Origin of the sequence: Actinomadura violacea (assembly GCF_017573465.1) — a bacterium.
GTDB classification, from domain to species: domain Bacteria; phylum Actinomycetota; class Actinomycetes; order Streptosporangiales; family Streptosporangiaceae; genus Spirillospora; species Spirillospora violacea.
Window position 1 is genome coordinate 232,991 of sequence record NZ_JAGEPF010000013.1, and the last position, 19,953, is coordinate 252,943.

Here is a 19,953-nt window from a genome sequence, read left to right on the forward strand (position 1 = left end):
TCCCTTCCTCCATGGTGCGGACGGATTCAGGGTCGCACGAAAACGATTATCATTCCAGCGCGCGGCCGGATTCAGCGCACCGGGTCCAGCGCACCGGGTCCAGCGCACCGGACTCAGCGCGCCAGGTTCAGCGCGCCGGGGCGGCGTAGGCGGCGGGCGGGGTCGGGGTGGTGCCGAAGCAGGTGGCGACCGGGTCCTCGACCGAGCACCAGGCCGGGCGCCGGACCGGCACGTATCCGGCCGGGACCCCGCGGTTCGCGATGATCGAGCGGTAGGTCGCGACGGCGTCGGTCGGCCGGCGGGCCAGAGACGGGTCGGTCAGCGCGTCCACCGTGTAGAGGCCGAAGCGCGGCCGGTAGCTGCCCCATTCGTAGTTGTCGGTGAGGCTCCAGTAGTTGTAGCCGATCACCTTGACCCCGTCGGCCATCGCCCGCTGCACCCAGTAGACGTGGTCGCGGAGATGCTCGCTGCGGGTGTAGCCGTCCGGGCGCGGCTTGCCGTTGTCGGTCGACATGCCGTTCTCGACCACGTACACCGGCAGCTTCGGCAGCCGCCGCTGGTAGCTCTTGAGGACGTAGTACAGGCCCTCCGGCTCCGGGTCGATCTTCCAGAACTCGCCGGTCGCCGCGTAGGCGGCGGTGAGGTTCTGCGCACTGGCGCCGTAGTAGTAGTCGATGCCGATGAAGTCGAGCTTGTCCGTCACGTCGTTGAACAGGGCGGCGTCGAAGATGCCGTTCAGCGCCGTCCCGTAGGCGACGTTCGTGGAGACCGGGGCGCCCGGGTCGATCTTGTGGATCATGTCGTAGGCGGCGCGGTGGGTCCTGGTGAGCGCGGTCCGCATGGCGGCGAGCTGCCCGAGGTTCATCGGCCGCATGGTCAGCTCTTTGAACATGTAGGCGCTGGCCTCGTTGAAGGTGATCCAGAGGACGCCCTGGTGCTTGTAGCGGTTCACGATGAACCGGGCGTTGCGCAGCCAGTCCGCCTGGGTCTTCGGGTCGTCCCAGGCGCCCTGGTCGGCCACCCATCCCGGGTACACCCAGTGGTCCAGCGTGATCATCGGCCGCATGCCGGCGGCGCGGATCCGCCGGATGAGGTCGTCGTAGTAGGCGATCGCCTTGGGGTCGCGGACGCCCCGCTTGGGCTCGATCCTGGCCCACTCGATCGAGGTGCGGAACACCTTCACGCCGAGCTTGCGCGCGAGCTCCACGTCGCCCGGGTAGCGGTGCAGGAAGTCGACGGAGTTCTTGTACGGGTCGCTGATCCCCGGCGCCTTGCGCTTGATGTAGCGCGTCCAGTTGCTGTCGGGGAAGGAGCCCTCGCCCTGGAAGCCGGACGTGGCGACGCCCCAGAGGAATCCGGGCGGGAACTTGGCCGTCTTCGGGGCGGACGCGGCGGGAGCGGTACGGGCTTGGGCGGTGGGCGAGACGGTCACCGTCAGGGCGACCGAGAGGGCGAGAGCGGGGAGAGCGGGGAGCACGCGCGCGAGGCGCGTTCTGCCGGACCTGCGGAACACGGGACTCCCTCCGGGCACCGGACATGAATCTCCCTCGGACTACAGGGCCGGGAGGGGCGGGAGTCAATCCCCGGCAGCTGGCCGGATCCGGCAACGCAGCGTCCTCGATCCGCCACACATTGGTGGGAGGTGATGCAACTAACACAATTCCGACCATTGATCGTTCTCCTTCCGGATGACGGAAACCGCCCTCGGATCCGGCGGCCACTCCAGTCGAGCACCGCCGTCCGGAGACCGGAAGTGGAACCGCGTTCTGTGGATAACCAGGTCCCGAGACGCCCGTCCAGAACGGCTGTTCACCCGCGTTTTCGCAGGTTGTGACCCACTTCACAATTTTCCGAAAATGATCTCGATTTGCGCAGGCCGCACCACGGTCGCCCCTTCCGTCGCGTCCGTCCGGGAAGGTTCGTGATCTACCTGAGATTTGCCTGAGCCGCTGGAGTCTGGCTACGTTCCTGCCCGGTTCATGCGGCACGACGGGCCGCTCGGACAACAGAACACGCAACCGACGCGCGGCACGCGGCACGCGTCCGGTCTCTCGCCAGGGGCCGGCACCGTCCGCCAGGACGCCCATGCGGCGCCGCCGAACGAGCACGCCCGCGTCGATCGCCTCATCCGTGCAGACGAGAAGCACGGAGCCGGCAGCGGCCCCGGCCGCGGCGCCCTCCCATGGCGCCGCGCGCACCGGACGGCCGCGGCGCATCCCGAATCCCTGAGCGTTCACGCGCGGGGGTGACGGCTGCCCGGTAGGCACCAACCGCGAGGTCTGGAGTCATCCTGCATACCCCCCGAAACCCCCTGAAGACCAGCATCACCGCTGGTGGCCTCATCCTCACGACGACCGCGGCGCTCGGAGCCACGCTCCTGACCGCGGGTCCTGCGGGAGCCGCCACGAACGCACCACAGCGCACCGCGCTCGCGGCGTTGGCCACCAAGGCGACGACCAGCAAGGCGACGGCCACCAAGACCGTGGCGACCCAGTCCCGTGCCGCCAAGCAGAACAAGCGCGCGACCGCCGCCGTCAAGTACGCCTACAAGCAGATCGGCGACCCGTACCGCTACGGCGGTTCGGGACCGGGCTCGTGGGACTGCTCAGGTCTGGCACAGGGATCCTGGCGCAAGGCCGGAGTGAAGCTTCCGCGCACGACCCAGCAGATCTACCGCGCGGTGAAGCACAAGGTCTCCTGGAAGGGCGCCAAGGCGGGCGACCTGCTCTTCTTCTACAGCGGCCGTACGCACGTCGGCATCTACGTGGGCCACGGCTACATGATTCACGCACCCCACTCGGGCTCGCACGTTAAGAAGATCAAGCTGACCCACTACTACAAGAGCCAGTTCAACGGCGGCGTCCGCCCCGGCTACTGACCCGCCCACAGACGAACGCAGGCGGACACAGCGACGCCTGCGTGAAGGCGGCACGCACAGGCGAGGGCCCCGTACCGGACGTCACCGGCGCGGGGCCCTCGGCCTTGAGTGCCGCCTAGGACAGCACCGGGTAGTCGGTGTAGCCGCGGTGGTCGCCGCCGTAGAAGGCGGCACGGTCGGCCTCGTTGTACGGGCCACCGGCCTTGATGCGGGCGGGCAGGTCCGGGTTGGCGAGCCACAGTTCGGCGAAAGCGACCGCGTCGGCGACGCCCTCCCGCAGCGCTTCCACACCGTCCTCCGGCTTGGACGGGAACGACGCCGGCGTCGGGTGGGGGTTGAGGATGAGCGTGCCGGGCCAGGCGGCACGGATCCGGCGCGTCTGCTCCCGGTCGCCCAGTTCCATGATGTGCAGGTAGGCGAGCCCCATAGGCGCCAGTGCCGCCACGAGCGCGTCGTACAGTTCGCCGGTGTCGCTCTCGCTGATGCCGTTGGCGGGGCTACCCGGCGACACTCGGAAGCCGACTCGTTCCGGTCCGATCGCGTCCGCGGTCGCCTTCGCCACCTCGACGGCGAAGCGGATGCGGTTCTCGATAGTGCCGCCGTAGGCGTCGGTCCGCTTGTTACTGCCGTCCGCCAGGAACTGCTGGATGAGGTAGCCGTTGGCGCCGTGCAGTTCCACGCCGTCGAAACCGGCGGCGATGGCGTTGCGCGCCGCCGCGGCGAAGTCGGCGACCGCCTCGGCGATGTCCTCCAGGGTCATCTCACGAGGCTCGGGGTGCTCCAGCATGCCCTCCGGCGACCACATCTGCTCGCCCGTCGCGATCGGGGACGGCCCCACGGGCAGCCCGCCGTCCGGGTAGAGGGAGGGGTGCCCGACGCGTCCCGTGTGCATGAGCTGCGCGAAGATGACGCCGCCCTCCGCGTGCACGGCGTCGGTGACCGTCCGCCACGCTTCCACTTGCTCGTCGCTGTGCAGTCCCGGCGTCCAGACATAGCCCTGGCCCCGCACGCTGGGCTGCGTCCCCTCGGTGATGATGAGGCCCGCGCCGGCCCGCTGCGCGTAGTACTCGGCCTGCAGCGCGGTCACCTTGCCGTCGTGGACGGCCCTGCTGCGCGTCATCGGGGCCATCACCAACCGGTTCGACAGCTCCAGCTTCCCGGCCGACAGCTCCTCGAACAGTTCGTCCATGACGTCCTCCTAGTGGCGTTCTCGCTGGTGAAGAAGCTACGAGCGGGGAGGTGCACGGCGAATCAGTAAGGTTTCGGTAGTACGCCCCGTACTTTGGATTCGTGCTTTACGGGCGGAACGACGAACAAGCGCGGATCTCCGCGCTCCTCGCGGGCGCGCGCGAGGAGGGGCGCAGCGGCGCGCTGCTGCTGCGCGGCGAGGCGGGCATCGGCAAGTCGGCGCTCCTGGACCACGCCGCGGATCTGCTGTCCGGCGAATCCGGCGCGCGCGTCCTGCGGGTGACCGGGATCGAGGCGGAGTCGGGCATCGCGTTCGCCGGGATCAACCAGCTGCTGTGGCCCGTCCGCGACCGCCTGGACGGCCTTCCCGGACCGCAGGCGGCGGCCCTGAACGCCGCGCTGAGCGGTTTCGGGCCGTCCGGTGACGTCCCGCCCGCCCGGGACCGGTTCACGACCGGCCTCGCCGTCCTGACGCTCTTGGCCGACCTCGCCGAGGACGCTCCCGTGCTCTGCCTGGTCGACGACGCCCAGTGGCTCGACGGCGCGACCGCCGAGGCGCTGCTGTTCGCCGCCCGGCGGCTGGCGGCCGAGGCGGTGGTGATGCTGTTCGCGGCGCGGGACGACGCGTTCACCGGCACCGGCCTCCCCGAACTGCCGCTTGAGCGGCTCGGGCGCGACGACGCGGTGCGGTTCCTCGCCGAGCATGGCCTGTCGCCGTCCATCCGGGATCGGATCCTGCACGAGTCGAGTGGAAATCCGCTGGCGCTGCGCGAGTTCGGCATGGCCGGGGACCGGTTGCCGGAGGAGTCGCGGCCCCTGCCCGTCACCGACCGGGTCGTCACGCGGTTCCAGAGCCGGATCGACGAGCTTCCCGATAAGACCCGCCTGATGCTGCTCATAGCCGCCGCCGAGGGACGCGGGTACATGCCGAGCCTGCTCGGCGCGGCGCGCGAAATGGGTGTCGGCCTAGCGGACCTGGAGCACGCGGAACGGGACGGGCTTGTGGAGGTGAGCGGCCGGTCCATCACCTTCCGCCACCCGCTGATCAGAGCCGCCGTCTACCAGGGTGCTGTGGCGGCGTGCCGTATCGCCGTCCATCAGGCATTGGCGTCCTCGTCCGAAGACGCCGATTGCCGGGCACGGCACCGTGCGTCAGCGGCCATGGGGCCGGACGAGGACGTCGCAGTCGATCTGCAGGACGCCGCAGAGCGCGCGCGGAAGCGCACCGGGTACGCCACGGCGGCGAGGCTCTTCCAGCAGGCGGCGGACCTCACCCCTGCCCGGGACGTGCAGGCCGCGCGGTTGCGCGCCGCGGCCACCATGACGCTCCAGGCCGGTCGCCCCGACGAGGCCGAGGATCTCGCGAGCAGAGCGGGCACACTCACCGACGATCCCGCAGAGCTCGCCAGGCTCGGCCGTGTGCGCGCGGTGGTCGAGTACGAGCGCGGCAACCGGCGCACCGCCGCTCGCATGATGGTGGAGCACGCCGCCTACGCGGAGCCGGATGACAAGACGGCGATGCTGCGCACGGGCGCCGCCTACGCATGGACCTCCGGCGAGGCACCCGCCCTGCTGCGCGCCGCCAGATCTCTGCCTGACGACGCGCTGGTCGGCGGCCTCGCGCATCTGGCAGGCGACGACCTCTCGCGCGGCGTTCCGCTGCTCGCCGGGCTGGTCGCGCAGGCGCGCACGACCACGCCGGAGCCCGCCGTGGCCGCCGGCCTGGACGAGGCGGCGCGGCTCGCGCTGATCCTCGGCGACGACGACGCGGCGCTGGAACTGGCCGCCGTCGAGGCCGCGCGCTGCCGGTTGAACGGCCTGATCGGAGCGCTGCCGGGCGTGCTGCGCACGCAGGCGCAGGCGCAGGTCGCGGCGGGCCGGCACGCGGACGCGGAGGCCACGCTGATCGAGGCGATCTCGCTGGCCTGCGACACCGGCCTGCCCAGCGGGGACTGGCGGCTTTCCGCCGTGTTCGCCCAGGTAGCGGCCGTGGAGGGCGACGAGTCCCGCTTGCATGACATGCCGGAGAGGTCCGACGCGGCGATGGGCCTCCTCGAACTCGGGCTCGGACGGTACGACGACGCGCTCCGCCATCTCGAAGCCGTGCCCCGCCAATACAGCGCCGATGCCATGCTCGCCGCGGCCGACCTCGTGGAGGTGGCCGTACGCGCCGGACAACCGGAACGCGCCCGCGCACCGTTCGACCGCTTCCGCGCCTGGGCGGACGCCGTACAGCAGCCCTGGGCGATGGCCATCGCGCTGCGATGCGAAGCACTGCTGGACGACTGCGAAGACCCGTACGTACAGGCCGTCCGCCTACACGAGAAGTCCACGCGCCCGTTCGAGAAGGCCCGGACCGAACTGCTCTACGGAGAATGGTTGCGTCGGGCACGACGCCGCTCCGACGCCCGTACGCCGCTTCGCTCCGCCATGGAGGTCTTCGAGCGGCTCCATGCCAAGCCCTGGCTGGACCGCGCGCGCGCCGAACTGCGCGCGACCGGCGAGTCCGGCTCTGCTTCGACACCCACCGCGCCGGTGCTGCTCGATCGGCTCACCCCTCAGGAACTCCAGGTCGTCCGCCTCGCCGCCGAAGGCATCAGCAGCCGCGAGATCGCCGCGCAGCTGTTCCTCAGCCGCCGGACGGTCGAGTACCACCTCTACAAGGCCTATCCCAAGCTCGGCATCTCCTCCCGCAAGGAACTCTCCCGCCTCGCTCTGGAACCATCGGCCACATGACCGCATCCGCCGCGGAACGCTCGCACGGCTCGCTTCTGGCCCTCTCCGTAGGGGACGCACTCGGATCCCAGTTCTTCGTCCCGGAGAACCGCCCCACCTACGAGGCCCAGACGCTTCCCCCAGGGCCGTGGCAGTGGACGGACGACACGGAGATGGCCGCGTCCATCCATCTCGTCCTGTGCGAACACGGCGCCATCGACCAGGACGCCCTAGCGGCGAGCTTCGCCGAGCACCACGACTTCGACCGGGGCTATGGCCCGTCCACCGGACGTCTGCTGCGGCTCGTCCGGGAAGGCGGCGACTGGCGGACGCTCGCCCGCGAGCCCTTCGACGGCATGGGCTCCTGGGGGAACGGAGCCGCGATGCGTGTGGCCCCCGTAGGGGCCTGGTTCGCAGGCGACCCGTCCGAGGCCGCTCGCCAAGCTGCCCTTAGCGCGGAGGTGACACACCCCCATCCGGAGGCCGTCGCAGGCGCGATCGCCGTAGCCGTGGCCGCGTCGATCGCGCCCGGCAAGCCGTCACCGGGCGCCTTCCTCGACGAGGTCCTAGGACGCACACCACAGGGCACGGTCCGCCAAGGCATCACCGAAGCACGCAAGCTGCTGACCATCGGCGACCCGGCGACCGCCGCAGCGGTCCTCGGCAACGGACGCCAGGTCGCCGCGCACGACACGGTGCCGTTCACCCTCTGGGCGGCGGCCCGGCACCTGGACGACTACGAACGGGCGTTCTGGACGACGGCGGCCGCAGGCGGCGACATCGACACCACGTGCGCGATAGTCGGCGGCATAGTCGGACGCCCGCCCGCAGCCTGGCTCAGCGAAACCGAGCCGCTCCCCAGGTGGTGCTACTAGGCGGGCAGGTAGCGACGGAGGAAGTCCTCCGTGAGGCGCCACGCCCGGTCCGCCGGCTCCGGCTGGTGGAACATCGGGGCCTTGCGGTTGTGGAAGGCGTGGCCGCCGTCCTCCTGCACGTGGATCTCCATCCGGTCCCGTCCCGCAACGGCGCGCTCCACCGCCGCGACGTCCTCCCTCGGGATGTAGTCGTCGGACCCGCCGAAGTGGAACTGCAACGGCGACCGCACCGCGTCCAGCGCACCGAGCGCCGCCGGGACACCACTGCCATAGAACGACACCACAGCGTCCGCCTCCGCACGTGTGGCGAGCAGATACGCCAGCGTGCCGCCGAAACAGAACCCGAGGACGCCGACGCGACCGTCCACCTCGGGCAGCCCCTTGAGCGCCTCTAGCGCGGCCTCCACGTCCTCCGGGCCCTTGCCCCAGTCGAACTGGGACACCATCGAAAGCCCCTCGGGCAGGGCCTCCTCGCTGTGCGCCGTCGTCCAGTTCGGCTCGATCCGCCAGAACATGTCCGGGGCGGCCACCACGTAGCCCATGGCCGTCAGGTCTTCGGCCACGGCCTCCATGTACTCGCCCACGCCGAAGATCTCCTGGATGAGCAGGATCCCCGGCCCGCGCCCGCGCTCGGGCGTCCACACGTGCAGCCGGAACTCGCCCTCCGGCACCTTCACCGTCTCGATTCGGGTCATGTCACCCGATGATCGCGTAAACGGCGCTGGCCTGCGCGACCGTCGCCGTGTCCGTCGCCATCACGACGTCGGCGAACGCCAGCGTCCGCCCCACTTTGCCCAGCTTCACCGTCACCAGGACGTCCGTCCCCACCACAGGCCGCATGAACGCCGTATTGAGCTGCACAGTGGTCATGGGCACAAAGCCGCCCTTGGCCCCCGCTACAGCGATGACTACGGCGGTGTCCGCGGCGGCCATCAGCGCCTGCCCCGACATGGCGCCGCCCTCCCGCGCCAGCCGGTCCGACCATGGCAACCGCAGCACCGCGGTCCCGTCCCCCACCTCCTCTACGACGAGCCCCAGTTCCAGCACCCAGGGCGCGAAGTTGTCACGAAGGATCCCGGCAGCGTCCGCAGGCTTCACCGTCACACCGTCATGATGCACGCTTGGGGCATGCACGAGGAGATCTTCCATCCCGCCACTTACGCCACCGGGGTCCCCTACGACGCGTTCCGGGACATGCGCGCCGGATCGCCGGTCGCCTGGATCCCCGAACCCGCCGTCGGCTCCTGGCCCGCCGGCACCGGCTACTGGGCGGTCTTCTCGCATACCGACGTGAAACACGTTCTACGCTCCCCGGAGCTCTTCTCGTCCAACCTCGGCGCCACCCAGATCCGCGACCCCGACACGCCTGAGGACCTCGCTTTCGTCCGCGCGATGATGCTGAACCAGGACCCGCCCGACCACTCCCGCCTGCGCCGCATCGTCGCCGCCGCCTTCACCCCCCGCGCGGTACGCGCTCTAGAGCAGACCATCGACGAACGAGCCCGCGCCCTCATCGCCTCAGCCGTCCGCAAGGAGACCGACTTCGTCGAGCTGGCCGCCGACCTGCCCGTATGGACGCTCGCCCACATCATGGGCGTCCCCGACGAGGACCGCCGGCTCCTGTACGACTGGGCGTCCCGCGTCATCGGCTACCAGGACGACGAGTACGCGGGCCTCTCCACAGCCGACGTCGCCTCCATGAGCCCCATGGCCCAAAAGGCCATGCAATACCGCCCCACCACGTTCACCCACCCCGACGGCCGCCCCGTCAACCCGCGCTCCTACGCCGCGCTGGCGGACATGTTCGCCTACGCCCACGCGCTGGCGGCGGTCAAAAAGGAGAACCCGACCGACGACATCATGTCCCGGATGCTCGAGGGCGGACTCACCGACCACGAGTTCGAGAACATGTTCTTCCTGTTCGCCGTCGCCGGGAACGAGACGCTCCGCAACGGCATCCCCGGCGGCCTCCTCACCCTCCTGGACCACCCGTCCGAACTCGCCCGGCTGCGCGCCGACCCGTCCCTGCTGCCCACGGCCGTGGACGAGATGCTCCGCTACTGGCCGCCCGTCATGGACTTCCGCCGCACCGCCACCCGCGACGTCACCCTCTCCGGCCGCGAGATCAAGGCCGGCGAGAAGGTCGTCGTCTACCACGCGTCCGCCAACCGCGACGAGACCGTCTTCCCCGACCCGGACCGCTTCGACGTCGCCCGCACCCCCAACGACCACGTCAGCTTCGGCTTCGGCCCCCACTTCTGCCTCGGCGCCCACCTCGCCCGCACCCAGATGCGCGCGGTCTTCCGCGAACTCCTCCCGCTGCGCGTCGACCGCACCGGCCCGCCCGTCCGCCTGGCCTCCAACTTCCAGAACGGCCTCAAGCACCTCCCCGTCCGCCTCACCCCGGCCCGGTAACCCCGTCGCGAACCCCTCCCCGCTCTCGGTACGCTTGCGGGACGGGTCGCTAGCTCAATTGGCAGAGCTCCGGACTTTTAATCCGTAGGTTGTGGGTTCGAGTCCCACGCGACCCACCACCCCTGACCAGGGCAAACGCGAGAACGCCCCGGTTTGCCCCCTGCCCTGGATGCCCCGCTTCGTTCCCCTGTTAGCTCGATGTTGGCTCGCGGGCTCGCCGTGGGCCTTCAAGCACCCCGGCCAGGCCCGAGACTCGCCACCTTCGAACAATGTGCCTGCCGAAGATTACGTCCGTGCAGGGGAGTGGGTTTTGGTGCGGGGCTTGATCAGTTCGCAGGGACGAGGCGTGGCGAGGCGGTCGTCGCGAGCTGATGAGCGGCTGTGGTGTTGCGACTGGCCTACTTGACCGTGGTGAACACCTTCGCGGCCCTCTGCCTGCCCCCAATGACCGATCGGAACAAGGACGCTGAGAGCCTGGTGCTGCGGCATCAGATCGCCGTGCCGGGGCGCCGGCCAGTCGGAAGAGGAAGCGGTTCACTGCGGCGGATCGGGCGCTGCCGGCGGCGTTACTGCACCGGGTTGCCTCTCGTGGCGTTGCGGCGGATGCGGTTGCTGGTACGGCCGGACCCGGTCTTGCGTCGGCACCGCGACCTGATCGCTGGTCGGCATGGCGCCCGCTCGAAACCGAAACGTCCGGGTCGGCCACCGACCGTCCGTTCCATCCGGCTGCTGGTCCTTCGCCTGGTGCGGGAGAACCCTAGGCGTGGCTGCCGGCAGGTGCACCCGGGTTCCTGCGGAACCAGGCTGAGGCGCTGCTGGCGTCTGACTCTTGGAAACCGTCACGCTTACAGGTGCGCGGATGTACGTCCTGGCGGTCATCGAGCATCACACCCGCCGGATCCGGGTTCTGAGCGTCACCGCTCACCCGAACGCAGCGAGGCTGAGCCAGGCGGCCCGGAACCTGGTCATGGGCCCTCAGGACGCCGGCTGCCGGGCACGGTTCCTGATCCGCGGCCGCGATGGCAGTTCCCCGACCTGGTCGACGCCGTCCTGGCCGATGCTGGCATCCAGCCGGTGGTCACGGGAGTGCGGGTGTCCAGGATGAACGCGGTGCTGGAGCGGTGGGTGCTGACCTGCCGCCTTGAGCTCTTGGACCGCATGTTGATCTGGAACCAGCGGCACCTGCTCCACGCGCTCCGTGAGTTCGAGGTCTTCTCAGCGAGCATCGCCCGCATCAGAGCATCGCTAACGCTCGCCCATTGAAGCCGCTGCCTCCGCCGATCAACGAATTAGACCAGATCGCCTACCTGAACGTCCGAAGAAGGCAACGTTTGGGCGGAATCCTCAACGAGTACGAACATGCCGCTTAACCCGCGTGGACGAGGTTTTCGGCAGGGACAACGCTCACACCGAACCCCGCGGGCCAACGCCCCAAGTGCTGTCGCTGATCTGCAACATGTGATCGCAGCTAATGCCGCCCAGCCATACACCAGCAACTTGTCACCCTATCGAGGGATTGCAACTCGACCAATTCTCACATCTCATCGAAAATCAGACGACCTGCACGATCAGGCGGCACGATCCAGCAGATCCGCGCACCAGGCGATATACGAAACACTCTAACGCCCGACCGAGGCAGTCAGCACACCCAGCGAGATCTGATCGGTCAACCGCCCGCCCGCAGGCGCCCTGTCCACAGCCACGATGCGACCGTAAACAACCACACCCCCACAATCCCACAGACCCGCCGGACACCCACAAATTCGCAAATCACAATCTTGATCAACTCACGCTAAGTGGCATTTCGCCAGGAAGGCAAACGTATTCTGGTGGAAGATTCTCGCTTCCCGAGGACAGGAGAAACGGGTCTCCTACCCCCTCCACGTATAGCACGCCACTCATGTTTCCCGGTTTTTCGAACTTACTAGCAGCTCCCGCAGTCGCCGCAATCGCCTGTTCGTCCGATACGGTGATACCTTCCAGGTCACGGCGTCCCAAGCATGTGCCCGAACCAGGACGGATCACTCGTCCCGCCCTCATCTTCATGCCATTGCATCCGGCCCGAGATAATAAAGCTCGGGCGACTTCCTTCAATAAGGTACACATGCGCGCCGGATGGAACGTCACCAGAGAGTTGCGCGACCATTTCCAGCTCTTCAGAATCCGGATGGCGAATCCTCAGCCCATCATAGAATGGATAGAGCAGCACAAAGGAGACGGCGCCGAAATGTAGATCAATGCGCGTATTCGGCGGGCGTTCCCTACTGCTACGCAAAAGCAGTCGCCGGTGACTGACCGTATACTGCCAGACTTTGAAGAAGCGAGCCGACTCAAACAGCACTTTCTGAGAACTCATACACATTCACTTTCATCGGAATAGCAGTTCCGGTACATGACACTATCATATCGCCTGACGGCACCTTCACCACCCCTCGGGCTTAGGGATATCCACAACCTTCCCTCCTTCATAGAAGGTGACGTTCTCCCAGTCAAGGTACCCTCTTTGCACCATTGACCCAATTTGCCCCATCTCCCATTCCGTGGCTCTCCAGTCATTCCCTCTTCCAGCCTTGTATGCCGCCATAAATTTTCCTGAAGGGTCGTCACCGTCAAATCCATCGAGCGCGACGGCGACCCGCGAGTTGGCTTTTAGTGATCCTGTGACGTTCGCCATCCATTGAGCATAAGGCTTTCCCCCGACCTGTCCGATGATCTCTGCGTATTCTGGACCATTAAAAGTATGACCGCCGACTTTCACTGCCAGCGCATCGGAGTGCTTTCCGATACCGAGCACCAGTGGTCCGTCACAGCCCACGTTGTTGTGAACCAGTACGGAACTGCCACCGGCAGCCGCCACAAAGTAGGTATGCAGCCCGTCAACGGTGAGGTTGTAGGTGACGGCTCGGTCGTTGTGGTCGCGCACCTTAAGGATACGGACCGTGGCGCCGGAGCCGGACTGGAGACGGTGGCCAGCGTGGAGTTGGTCAGCCCTCGTCCATGCGCGGGTCGTGGCGTCCCAATAGAGGTGGTTGTTCGTACCCTTGATCGCACGGGGGCCGTTCGGCGTGGCGATTGTGACGTCCGTGTAGTGGCGATCCGTGTAGGTGACGTGGATCGCGGTCACGGTGTGGACTTGATCGCGCTCGCCCGGGGACGTCCCTGGAAGAGCGTCGGCGATCTCGTCGCCAACTTTGATTTTGTTGATCGCCTTTTCGGAGCCGTCGGCCATCTTGACTCTTGTAGGTCCGACGAAACTCATGCAGCCGGCCGCGTCTCTGAGCGCCTGCAGAACCTTCTGCGCCTGGCCGAGGTCAGACTCGATTTCCCCTATATTGCCATCAGATAGATGCACCTTTCCCAGGATGGCCTTTTCTTCTTCTACTGCCGCTTCGGCCTCTGGCTCCAGTTCGTCGGTATAGGGATTTCCTGTGAGTTGGCCTGCTAGTTCACTGAGGGCTTCGAAGGCACTAATTACCCCTTGGAGGTCATCGTCGCTGAGCCGCAGTCCCCCGCAGCCAGCCGCCTTACTCGGGCTGGCGTCGGTCATGTCGTTGCAGTTGTAGAAGCTGATCCGCTTTTTAAGAGCCGTAATCTTGGCGAGCTGTGCAGTAATTTTCGATTGGAGAAGCCTCTTGCGCGCGGCGGCCTCAAGCAGTTCTAGGTACCGGAGTGCGGCTTGGCCGAGCTCATTTTGCCGTCGCCCGGATGCGGTATTTTTCGCACCACCATGGACGTTTGTGTCACCGCAATAGGAGTTGCAGCGTTGCGAACCGGTGGGCCAATCGGGATGTTGAATCTTTTGGATGCTGCAGTCATGGTTGACTTCGCAGCCGTCTGTGTGGAGGCCCGAAGGATCACTGCCCGTGATGGGATTAGAGGATGCGTAGGTGTAGCCGTTCTGTTGCTGGGTGTCGGTAGCTTCGAAGAGTGGGTCGAGCGATTCGAATGCTCCGACGGAGGGGTCGTACCAGCGGGCTCCGAGGCTGGTAAGACCAGTGGAGGTGTCGTTGGGCTGGCCGAGGAAGCCACGGTTGTCGGGCCAGACCGCGGGGGTGGTGCCACGAGGGTTGCCGTAGGGGTCCTGCTGTCGCCACGTAGGGGTGGTCAGCGTGGAGTCGAGAGTGAGGGTGGCGGTCCCGTGCTGATCGCTGGCCTGGAAGGTGTAGGTGCCGCCGGTGCGGATGGCTTGTCCGCCGCCGGGGAGGGCGTAGTAGCGGGTTCCGGTGATGGTGCCGGCTTGGGTGTCGAGGGCGAGTTGTTCGCCCGGGAGGTACAGGGTGGTTTTCCCGGGGTCTTTCTGGAGGAGGAGTCCGCCGTCTGCGGTGTAGATGTAGCTGGAGCCTCCGGATTCGCCGGTGACGGCGGTGAGTTTTCCGGTGTCGTCCCAGGTGAGTGCTTGCTGACCTTGGTCTGGTGTGGTTCTGGTGGCGGTGTTGCCGTCGGCGTCGTAGGTGTAAGAGGTGGTGGCGTCGCTGGTACCGCCCGTGGTGGTGGTACCCGTGAGGGTGTGAGGCTGGCTGGCGCTGTTGCCGTCGTAGGCATAGGTGGTGGTGTGGTCGGCGCCACCGGTGAGGTTGTGCTGGATCTGGGCCTTCCGCTGGCCGAGGGCGTTGAAGGTCCAGGTGGTCCAGTAAGTGCCGCCGGCAACGCCGTCACCGATGGTGGAGGTGTCACCAGTGGATGGGTCGTTCTTACAGCCGTCGGTCGCGGTCCACGCCTGGATGAGGCGGTCCTGGGTGTCGTAGCCGAAGCATTGGGTTTCGGATTGGGCACCTTGGCGGACTTCGGTCTGTTTGGTGGGGTTGCCGGCTGGGTCGTAGGTGTAGCCGGTTTCGTCAATCGGCGTGTTGGAAACAGCGGTGTTGACGATGTTGCTGTCGGTGAGCGCACCCGTGTGTGCGTCGTAGGCGTTGGTGAGGAAGGCGTGGTCACCGGTGTTGGCGCCGATTTCTTCCTGTGAGACCTGGCCGTAGGCGGTGTAGTCGGTCTTGTCGGCGTAGTGGGCGGCGCCCGCGAGACTGGTCGGCAACCACAGCGAACCGGTGTAACCGTGGGTGACGTTCTCGGCCGGGAGCGCGCTTTGGGGTGCAGCCGGGAAGATGTCCTGGATGGGCAGGCCGGTGTTGGTGGCGTACCGCTCCCGGAAGGTATAGGTACCGCCGAGCGCGCCTTCACTTGTCGGGATGGTGATGGTGGTGCCGAGTGGCTCACCAAAAACGTTGAAGCCGGTGATCTGGCTGGTGTAGGCGTTGCCGCCGACGTAGGAGGCGGTGGTGGTCAGTTTGCCGATGGCGCGTGCGATGCCGGTGACGGCGTTGTTGCTGTTGTCGTAGGCCCAGGATGCGAGTTGGTTGGCGCCGCTGGTTCCGAAGTCGTGCTGGTCAGTGGTGGCCGCGTCGTACTCTCCGGTCTTGCGGTTGAGCGCGTCGTAGGTGAAGGAGATCGTCTTGTGGCGCGCGTCGGTCGTTTGGGCGATGTTGCCAACCGCGTCGTAGATGATGGTGGAGCTGCCTGCGTCAGGGTCGTCTTTGCTGGTGATCTGGCCGAGGAGGTTCTTGGTACTCGACCAGTCATGGCCTGTGGAGTCCTTGACGTCGGTCTGTCGGCCGGCCTTGCTGATGGTGAAGGTAGTGGGCTGGACGGTGCCGCCTGTGGCCGAGACCGTGGTGATCGGGGCACCGCCGCTGATGGCGACTTTGACGGTCGGCAGGGTGGTGTAGTCGTCGGTCTCGACAGTGCGGCCCAGGGCGTCGGTAACGGTGGCCTTGGCACCACCACCGGCGAAGGGCGTCCCGTTGCCGTCCAAGGGGACGGTAATGGTCTTGTTACCGCCGGACGAGCCGGTGGACTGGTCGTAGACGGTGGCAGTCTGCGACTTGACGTGGTTGTCGTTGCCGTTGGTGTTGTCGTAGGAGATCGCCAGTACATTGCGACCCGCCCCGTCGAAGGCGTTGACGGTCTGATTGGCGATCTCGGAATCCGCAACTCCAACCAGGGTGGCGCCGGGGGTAGTGCCGTCATCCCACCAGCCATTGTTGGTCTTGGTGGTCCACCCGCGGCTGTCGTAGAAGGTGTCGGTGACCAGGCGTCCGCCAGCCGGTGTCGGCGCTTGGCTCTGCCGAGGTCGCATCAGCGCGTCGTAGATCAGGGTGGAGGTGTTGTGACCCTGTGCCTCGTTCATCACCTGGGTGGTGACCACGGTCGGGTCGGTGTTGGACACCTGGTAGGAGAACGTCGCGTTAGCCGGGGCGGAAGTGGGCCGTTCATTGCCCCATTGGGCGATGATGCGCCCTAGGCCGTCGTAGTGGACGGTCGTGGTGGTGTTGTTAGTGCTGTTGGCGGTGTTGACAGCGCTGGTGTTGGGGTCGGTGGTGGAGATGGTGAGGCCACGTAGCGGATCCAGTGCCGCGCTGCTCACCTGGCCAAGAGGGTTGGTGACGCTGGCACCGGTCGGGAGTCCGCCAGGTGAGGCCGTGTAGGTGGTCTGCGTGTGTCGCCCTAGCCCGTCGTAGGCGTTGTCGGGGCGTCCGTACTTGTCGTAGGTGGCGGCTGACTTGGTTCGATAGGTGAACGCGCCGCGGGTGCCGCTTTCGGCGACCTGCACGACGGAGATGTCACCCTTGGTTGGGGTGCCTTGCGGCCAGGTGGGGTTGGCTTGTTGGCTGAGCGAGGCCGCCATGGCCGGATTGTCATAGAAGGTGCGCTGGTCGGAAACCAGATCCTCGGTAGTGACGCCGGTGGGCGCGGTAAGGGCGTTGGTCTGGCCCGAGGTCGGGGCGCTGGCGCCGTCGGGGCTGGAACCTTCGCAGGCGACGCCGTCGACTTCGACTTCGGCGGGGAGAGCGGACACATTGTTGCCGGTGTTGGCGGGCGCGTAGGTGGTGATGCTGCATTGCCGCTGGTCGCTGCGAGTCAGATCGCCGTGGGCGTAGGCAACGAGGGGAAGGCCGAAGGCGGGCTTGCTGGGGTCGCTGCCGTAAGTGGTATCGGTCTCGGTCTTGCGCCAGGTGGTCGATCCAGTGGGGGTGGAGAGGGCCTGGCTGGTCCATTCCTCAACCTGGCCGGACACGTTCGCGGTTAGCGCGGGCAACCCAGTGCGTGAGCGGCTCGCGACCGGGTCTGACACCCAGTAGGAGTTGATCGTCGAGCCGGTGGATTTTCCGCCGGCATAGTTGTAGCCGGTACTCTCGAGTGTCTCGCCGGCGAGTTGGTCGAGGTCTTCGTGGACACCGCCCTGCGAGTCCTTCAAGTTGACCTGGTCGGAGGAGGTGAACGGACCAGGTCCGTTGTCGGACATGCCGCGGTAGTAGGTTGCCTCCTCCTCGGTCTGGGCGTCGGTGCCAGTGCCGGTGAAGGTCTGCACGTCGCCGAAGCCGCGCCATTGCCCGTAGGTGCGGTACTTGGCTTTGACGGACTCGTTGTCGTCGTAGTGCCAGGCGCCCCCGCCCAGGTACTTGTAGCTGGTGTAAAGCTCAGGCGCATGCCCAGTGGGGTCGGATTGAGCGACAGCGCTCACCTGGTATTTATTGAACCAGTCCAGGTATTGGCTGGTGTCACCAACCGGGGTCCAGTACACGGGGTAGCAGGTGGTGGTGTTGGACGCTGGTGTGGGCTTGTTGCCGGCTTGGCAGGGGTTGGCCTGGGTGTAGTTGACGGCGATCTTGGAGCCGGTCTCGGTGACGATCGTGCCGATGCGTTCGCGCAGCAGCGGTGGGAGACCGTCGTGGGAGGTGTCGAGCCGGTTCGGCAGAGTTTGCGTCGTGGGTGTGAAGGTGACAGGTGGGAGAGTGACGGCGTCGCCACCGGCGGTGGTGTCGGATCCGGTGTGGGTGATCGAGGACAGCCACAGGGTGGAGGCGGTGCCGTCACCGGTCGCGGGCATCGTTTGCTTGATGGCCCAGGAGTCGACGGGGGCGTAGGAGGTGCCGTTGTACTGCTGGGTCTTGATGCCAGTGAGGCGGACCGTGGACCAGAACGAGGTGCTGGCGACCAGGCATTTGACGCCGACGGTGCAGTTGAGGTCGTAGGGGACGTCCGGCCAATTCTTGGCGGTGTCCTTGGTCAGGGCGGGGCAGGTGCCGCCTTGGCTGCAGCGGCCGTCGGTCTGGAAGATGACCTGGTTGGGGGCGTGGCCGCCGTTCACCGAGTACGCGGCGCCGTCGGTGAACCCGTAGTCGATGTGGTCCAGGTGCGAGTCGCGCACATAGGTCTGGTTGGCGTTGGGTGCTTCGGTGAGCCCGGAGGCCATGTTGCGGACGTAGGCGTTGGTGTCCTGCTTGTAGTAGTAGGCCATCGCGTTGCTGTGGACATCGGTGACGTAGTCCAGATTCCAGCGGTAGGCCATCGTGCACCAGGAGGACGCCCAGGTGGCGTTGTAGCAAGGGTCGCCTGAGTGCGCGGAGAACACCGGTTCGGTGTCAACCGAGTTGGTGGCGGGCTTACCAGAAGCCCAGCCAGGCAGGTGGTTGCGGCCGAACTGGTAGACGGTGCCGTCGCGATCGGTGACGGTCCAGTAGTCGGTGTCGTGGGTACCGCTGCCATTGCCCGAGTTCGTGACGCGTTTGACGACCTCGCCGTTGTCGTCGGCCGGGGTGTAGGTCTTCTTGCCAGCGTCCCAAACCAGAGCGGTGGACGAGCCGTTGAGCGACAGGGTGAGGATCTGGCCGTCGTAGCACTGATCTGCCGTCGATTGTGGTGCTTTGGATCCCTCGGGCGAGTCCGAGCACGGCTTGAAGGACTGCTCGATGAACGACTGCGGGGTGCCCCATCCATCGCCGGCCCAGCTCGCCTGGGCCTGCGTCGCGACGGTCTGTCCGTCGATACTGGCCGAGTCGTAGGACAGCGCGACAGTCGGCGCCAGCGCTGAGGCCGCGGGCGGCACCTGGATCGGATAAGAGTAGTTAAACGACCCTGATGAGCCGCCACCGCTCCAGGAACCGGAGGGCTTCAGCGTGGTCGCCTGGTAGGAGCCGGCCGGGCTGCCGCCGTCGCCGCTGTCGGCGGGTCCTCCCACACTGCTGGCAGCCAGTACCATCGGGCCGCTGGACAGCGCTGTGGGCTGGGCGTACACCTGTTCGCCTGTCACGTTGTTGCCGACTCCCGCGACCGGCGTCTGTGTCTGGCATTGCGGGCGTTCGGGCGTGCTGAGCGCGCACGCGGGCAGCTGGGTCAGCCGCAGCCGGGAGCCGAAGTTACCGCCGTAGGCATGCGCGAAGTCGTGATAGTCCACACCGACGCGGACACTCCCCTGCCCACCGGCGCCTGTCGCGGCTACCGGTGCGGTAGGGGCGACGGCGAACATCGTGCCATTGACGTGGGCTTTGGTGGCCGTGGCGTGGGAGGCCATGGTCACTTTGATCTGGGAAGGCCCGTGGTATCTGCCGTCTTTGGCCAGAGTCGGCTGAACCCATACCGGCGTGCCCTTGGCTTTCACCTGTCGGGGATGCCCACGCCCGGTTCCGAGCGCCTGGCTACTGTCCAAGGTGGCAATGCTCTGATGGGCATCGGGCCAGCTGATCTTCCCGGCGGCGTAGGTCTTGACCTTTTGGGTTCGCTGCTGAGGAGAAGGCTTGATCTTGTGGACGCCGCGGACCGCCAGGGCGCTCAGGGCGTGCGGCGACCACGGGTCATCACTGAGAAATTCGATCGCCGCAAGCAGTGGGGCGAACAGCGCAAGAGCAGTCAACGCGCGAAACAGCCGTGACCGGGCCGTCCAAGCGACCCATCCTCGTCTCAGCCAACCTGTCCAGCCCGTAACGCGCACCGCGTCCCTACTTCCGACGGCCGGCACACGAGCCGGACGATGCGGATCACGCGCGAGCGGCCCGCACCGACGTCAGGCACGCCGGGAGCAAACAGCGGTAGTCAGAGCCCGACATCGAG

General features: G+C 67.0%; 11 protein-coding genes and 1 tRNA gene. 6 read left to right on the top strand and 6 right to left on the bottom strand.

Annotated features, from left to right (window positions below; translation table 11 throughout):
- Positions 1-127: 127 nt before the first annotated feature.
- Entirely contained in the window at positions 128-1,477 is a 1,350-nt protein-coding gene (locus J4709_RS22200) for a glycoside hydrolase family 1 protein (RefSeq protein ID WP_208243696.1), read from the bottom strand.
- A gap of 960 nt (positions 1,478-2,437) precedes the next feature.
- Between J4709_RS22200 and J4709_RS22205 the strand changes: the two genes are divergently transcribed.
- Positions 2,438-2,878 (top strand): C40 family peptidase, encoded by a 441-nt coding sequence (locus J4709_RS22205; protein ID WP_232383857.1) that lies wholly within the window; start codon positions 2,438-2,440, stop codon positions 2,876-2,878.
- A 115-nt stretch (positions 2,879-2,993) separates the two neighbouring features.
- On the opposite strand, the gene J4709_RS22210 is transcribed toward J4709_RS22205, so the two are convergent.
- Positions 2,994-4,067 carry an alkene reductase gene (locus tag J4709_RS22210; protein WP_208243697.1) on the bottom strand — a complete coding sequence of 358 codons (1,074 nt, stop codon included), beginning with the start codon at positions 4,065-4,067 and terminating at the stop codon, positions 2,994-2,996.
- Positions 4,068-4,168: 101 nt separating this feature from the next.
- Here J4709_RS22210 and J4709_RS55665 point away from each other — a divergent pair, with 101 nt between their 5' ends.
- Positions 4,169-6,802 carry an ATP-binding protein gene (locus J4709_RS55665; protein WP_208243698.1) on the top strand — a complete coding sequence of 878 codons (2,634 nt, stop codon included), beginning with the start codon at positions 4,169-4,171 and terminating at the stop codon, positions 6,800-6,802.
- The gene (locus J4709_RS22220) at positions 6,799-7,656 is read left to right on the top strand and encodes an ADP-ribosylglycohydrolase family protein (RefSeq protein WP_208243699.1); all 858 of its coding nucleotides are present in this window, start codon (positions 6,799-6,801) and stop codon (positions 7,654-7,656) included. The genes J4709_RS55665 and J4709_RS22220 overlap by 4 nt, the downstream gene beginning before the upstream one ends.
- On the opposite strand, the gene J4709_RS22225 is transcribed toward J4709_RS22220, so the two are convergent.
- Positions 7,653-8,351, bottom strand: a complete 699-nt coding sequence (locus tag J4709_RS22225) for a dienelactone hydrolase family protein (protein WP_208243700.1) — start codon at positions 8,349-8,351, stop codon at positions 7,653-7,655. The two genes, J4709_RS22220 and J4709_RS22225, sit on opposite strands and share 4 nt — an antisense overlap.
- A gap of 1 nt (position 8,352) precedes the next feature.
- Positions 8,353-8,805: a PaaI family thioesterase gene (locus J4709_RS22230; protein ID WP_232383858.1), complete on the bottom strand. Its 453-nt coding sequence runs from the start codon at positions 8,803-8,805 to the stop codon at positions 8,353-8,355.
- Here J4709_RS22230 and J4709_RS22235 point away from each other — a divergent pair.
- The 3 genes from J4709_RS22235 (at position 8,785) to J4709_RS22245 (ending at position 11,334) form a co-directional block, all read left to right on the top strand.
- Positions 8,785-10,071 carry a cytochrome P450 gene (locus tag J4709_RS22235; RefSeq protein WP_232383859.1) on the top strand — a complete coding sequence of 429 codons (1,287 nt, stop codon included), beginning with the start codon at positions 8,785-8,787 and terminating at the stop codon, positions 10,069-10,071. The genes J4709_RS22230 and J4709_RS22235 overlap by 21 nt on opposite strands.
- 43 nt (positions 10,072-10,114) lie before the next feature.
- A tRNA-Lys gene (locus J4709_RS22240) sits at positions 10,115-10,190 on the top strand.
- 982 nt (positions 10,191-11,172) lie between these two features.
- Entirely contained in the window at positions 11,173-11,334 is a 162-nt protein-coding gene (locus J4709_RS22245; RefSeq protein WP_208243702.1) for a hypothetical protein, read from the top strand.
- Between the two features lie 721 nt (positions 11,335-12,055).
- Here the strand turns inward: J4709_RS22245 and J4709_RS22250 are convergent.
- The gene (locus J4709_RS22250; protein WP_208243703.1) at positions 12,056-12,427 is read right to left on the bottom strand and encodes a hypothetical protein; all 372 of its coding nucleotides are present in this window, start codon (positions 12,425-12,427) and stop codon (positions 12,056-12,058) included.
- Between the two features lie 66 nt (positions 12,428-12,493).
- Positions 12,494-19,756 carry an RHS repeat-associated core domain-containing protein gene (locus J4709_RS22255; RefSeq protein ID WP_208243704.1) on the bottom strand — a complete coding sequence of 2,421 codons (7,263 nt, stop codon included), beginning with the start codon at positions 19,754-19,756 and terminating at the stop codon, positions 12,494-12,496.
- Positions 19,757-19,953 lie beyond the last annotated feature (197 nt).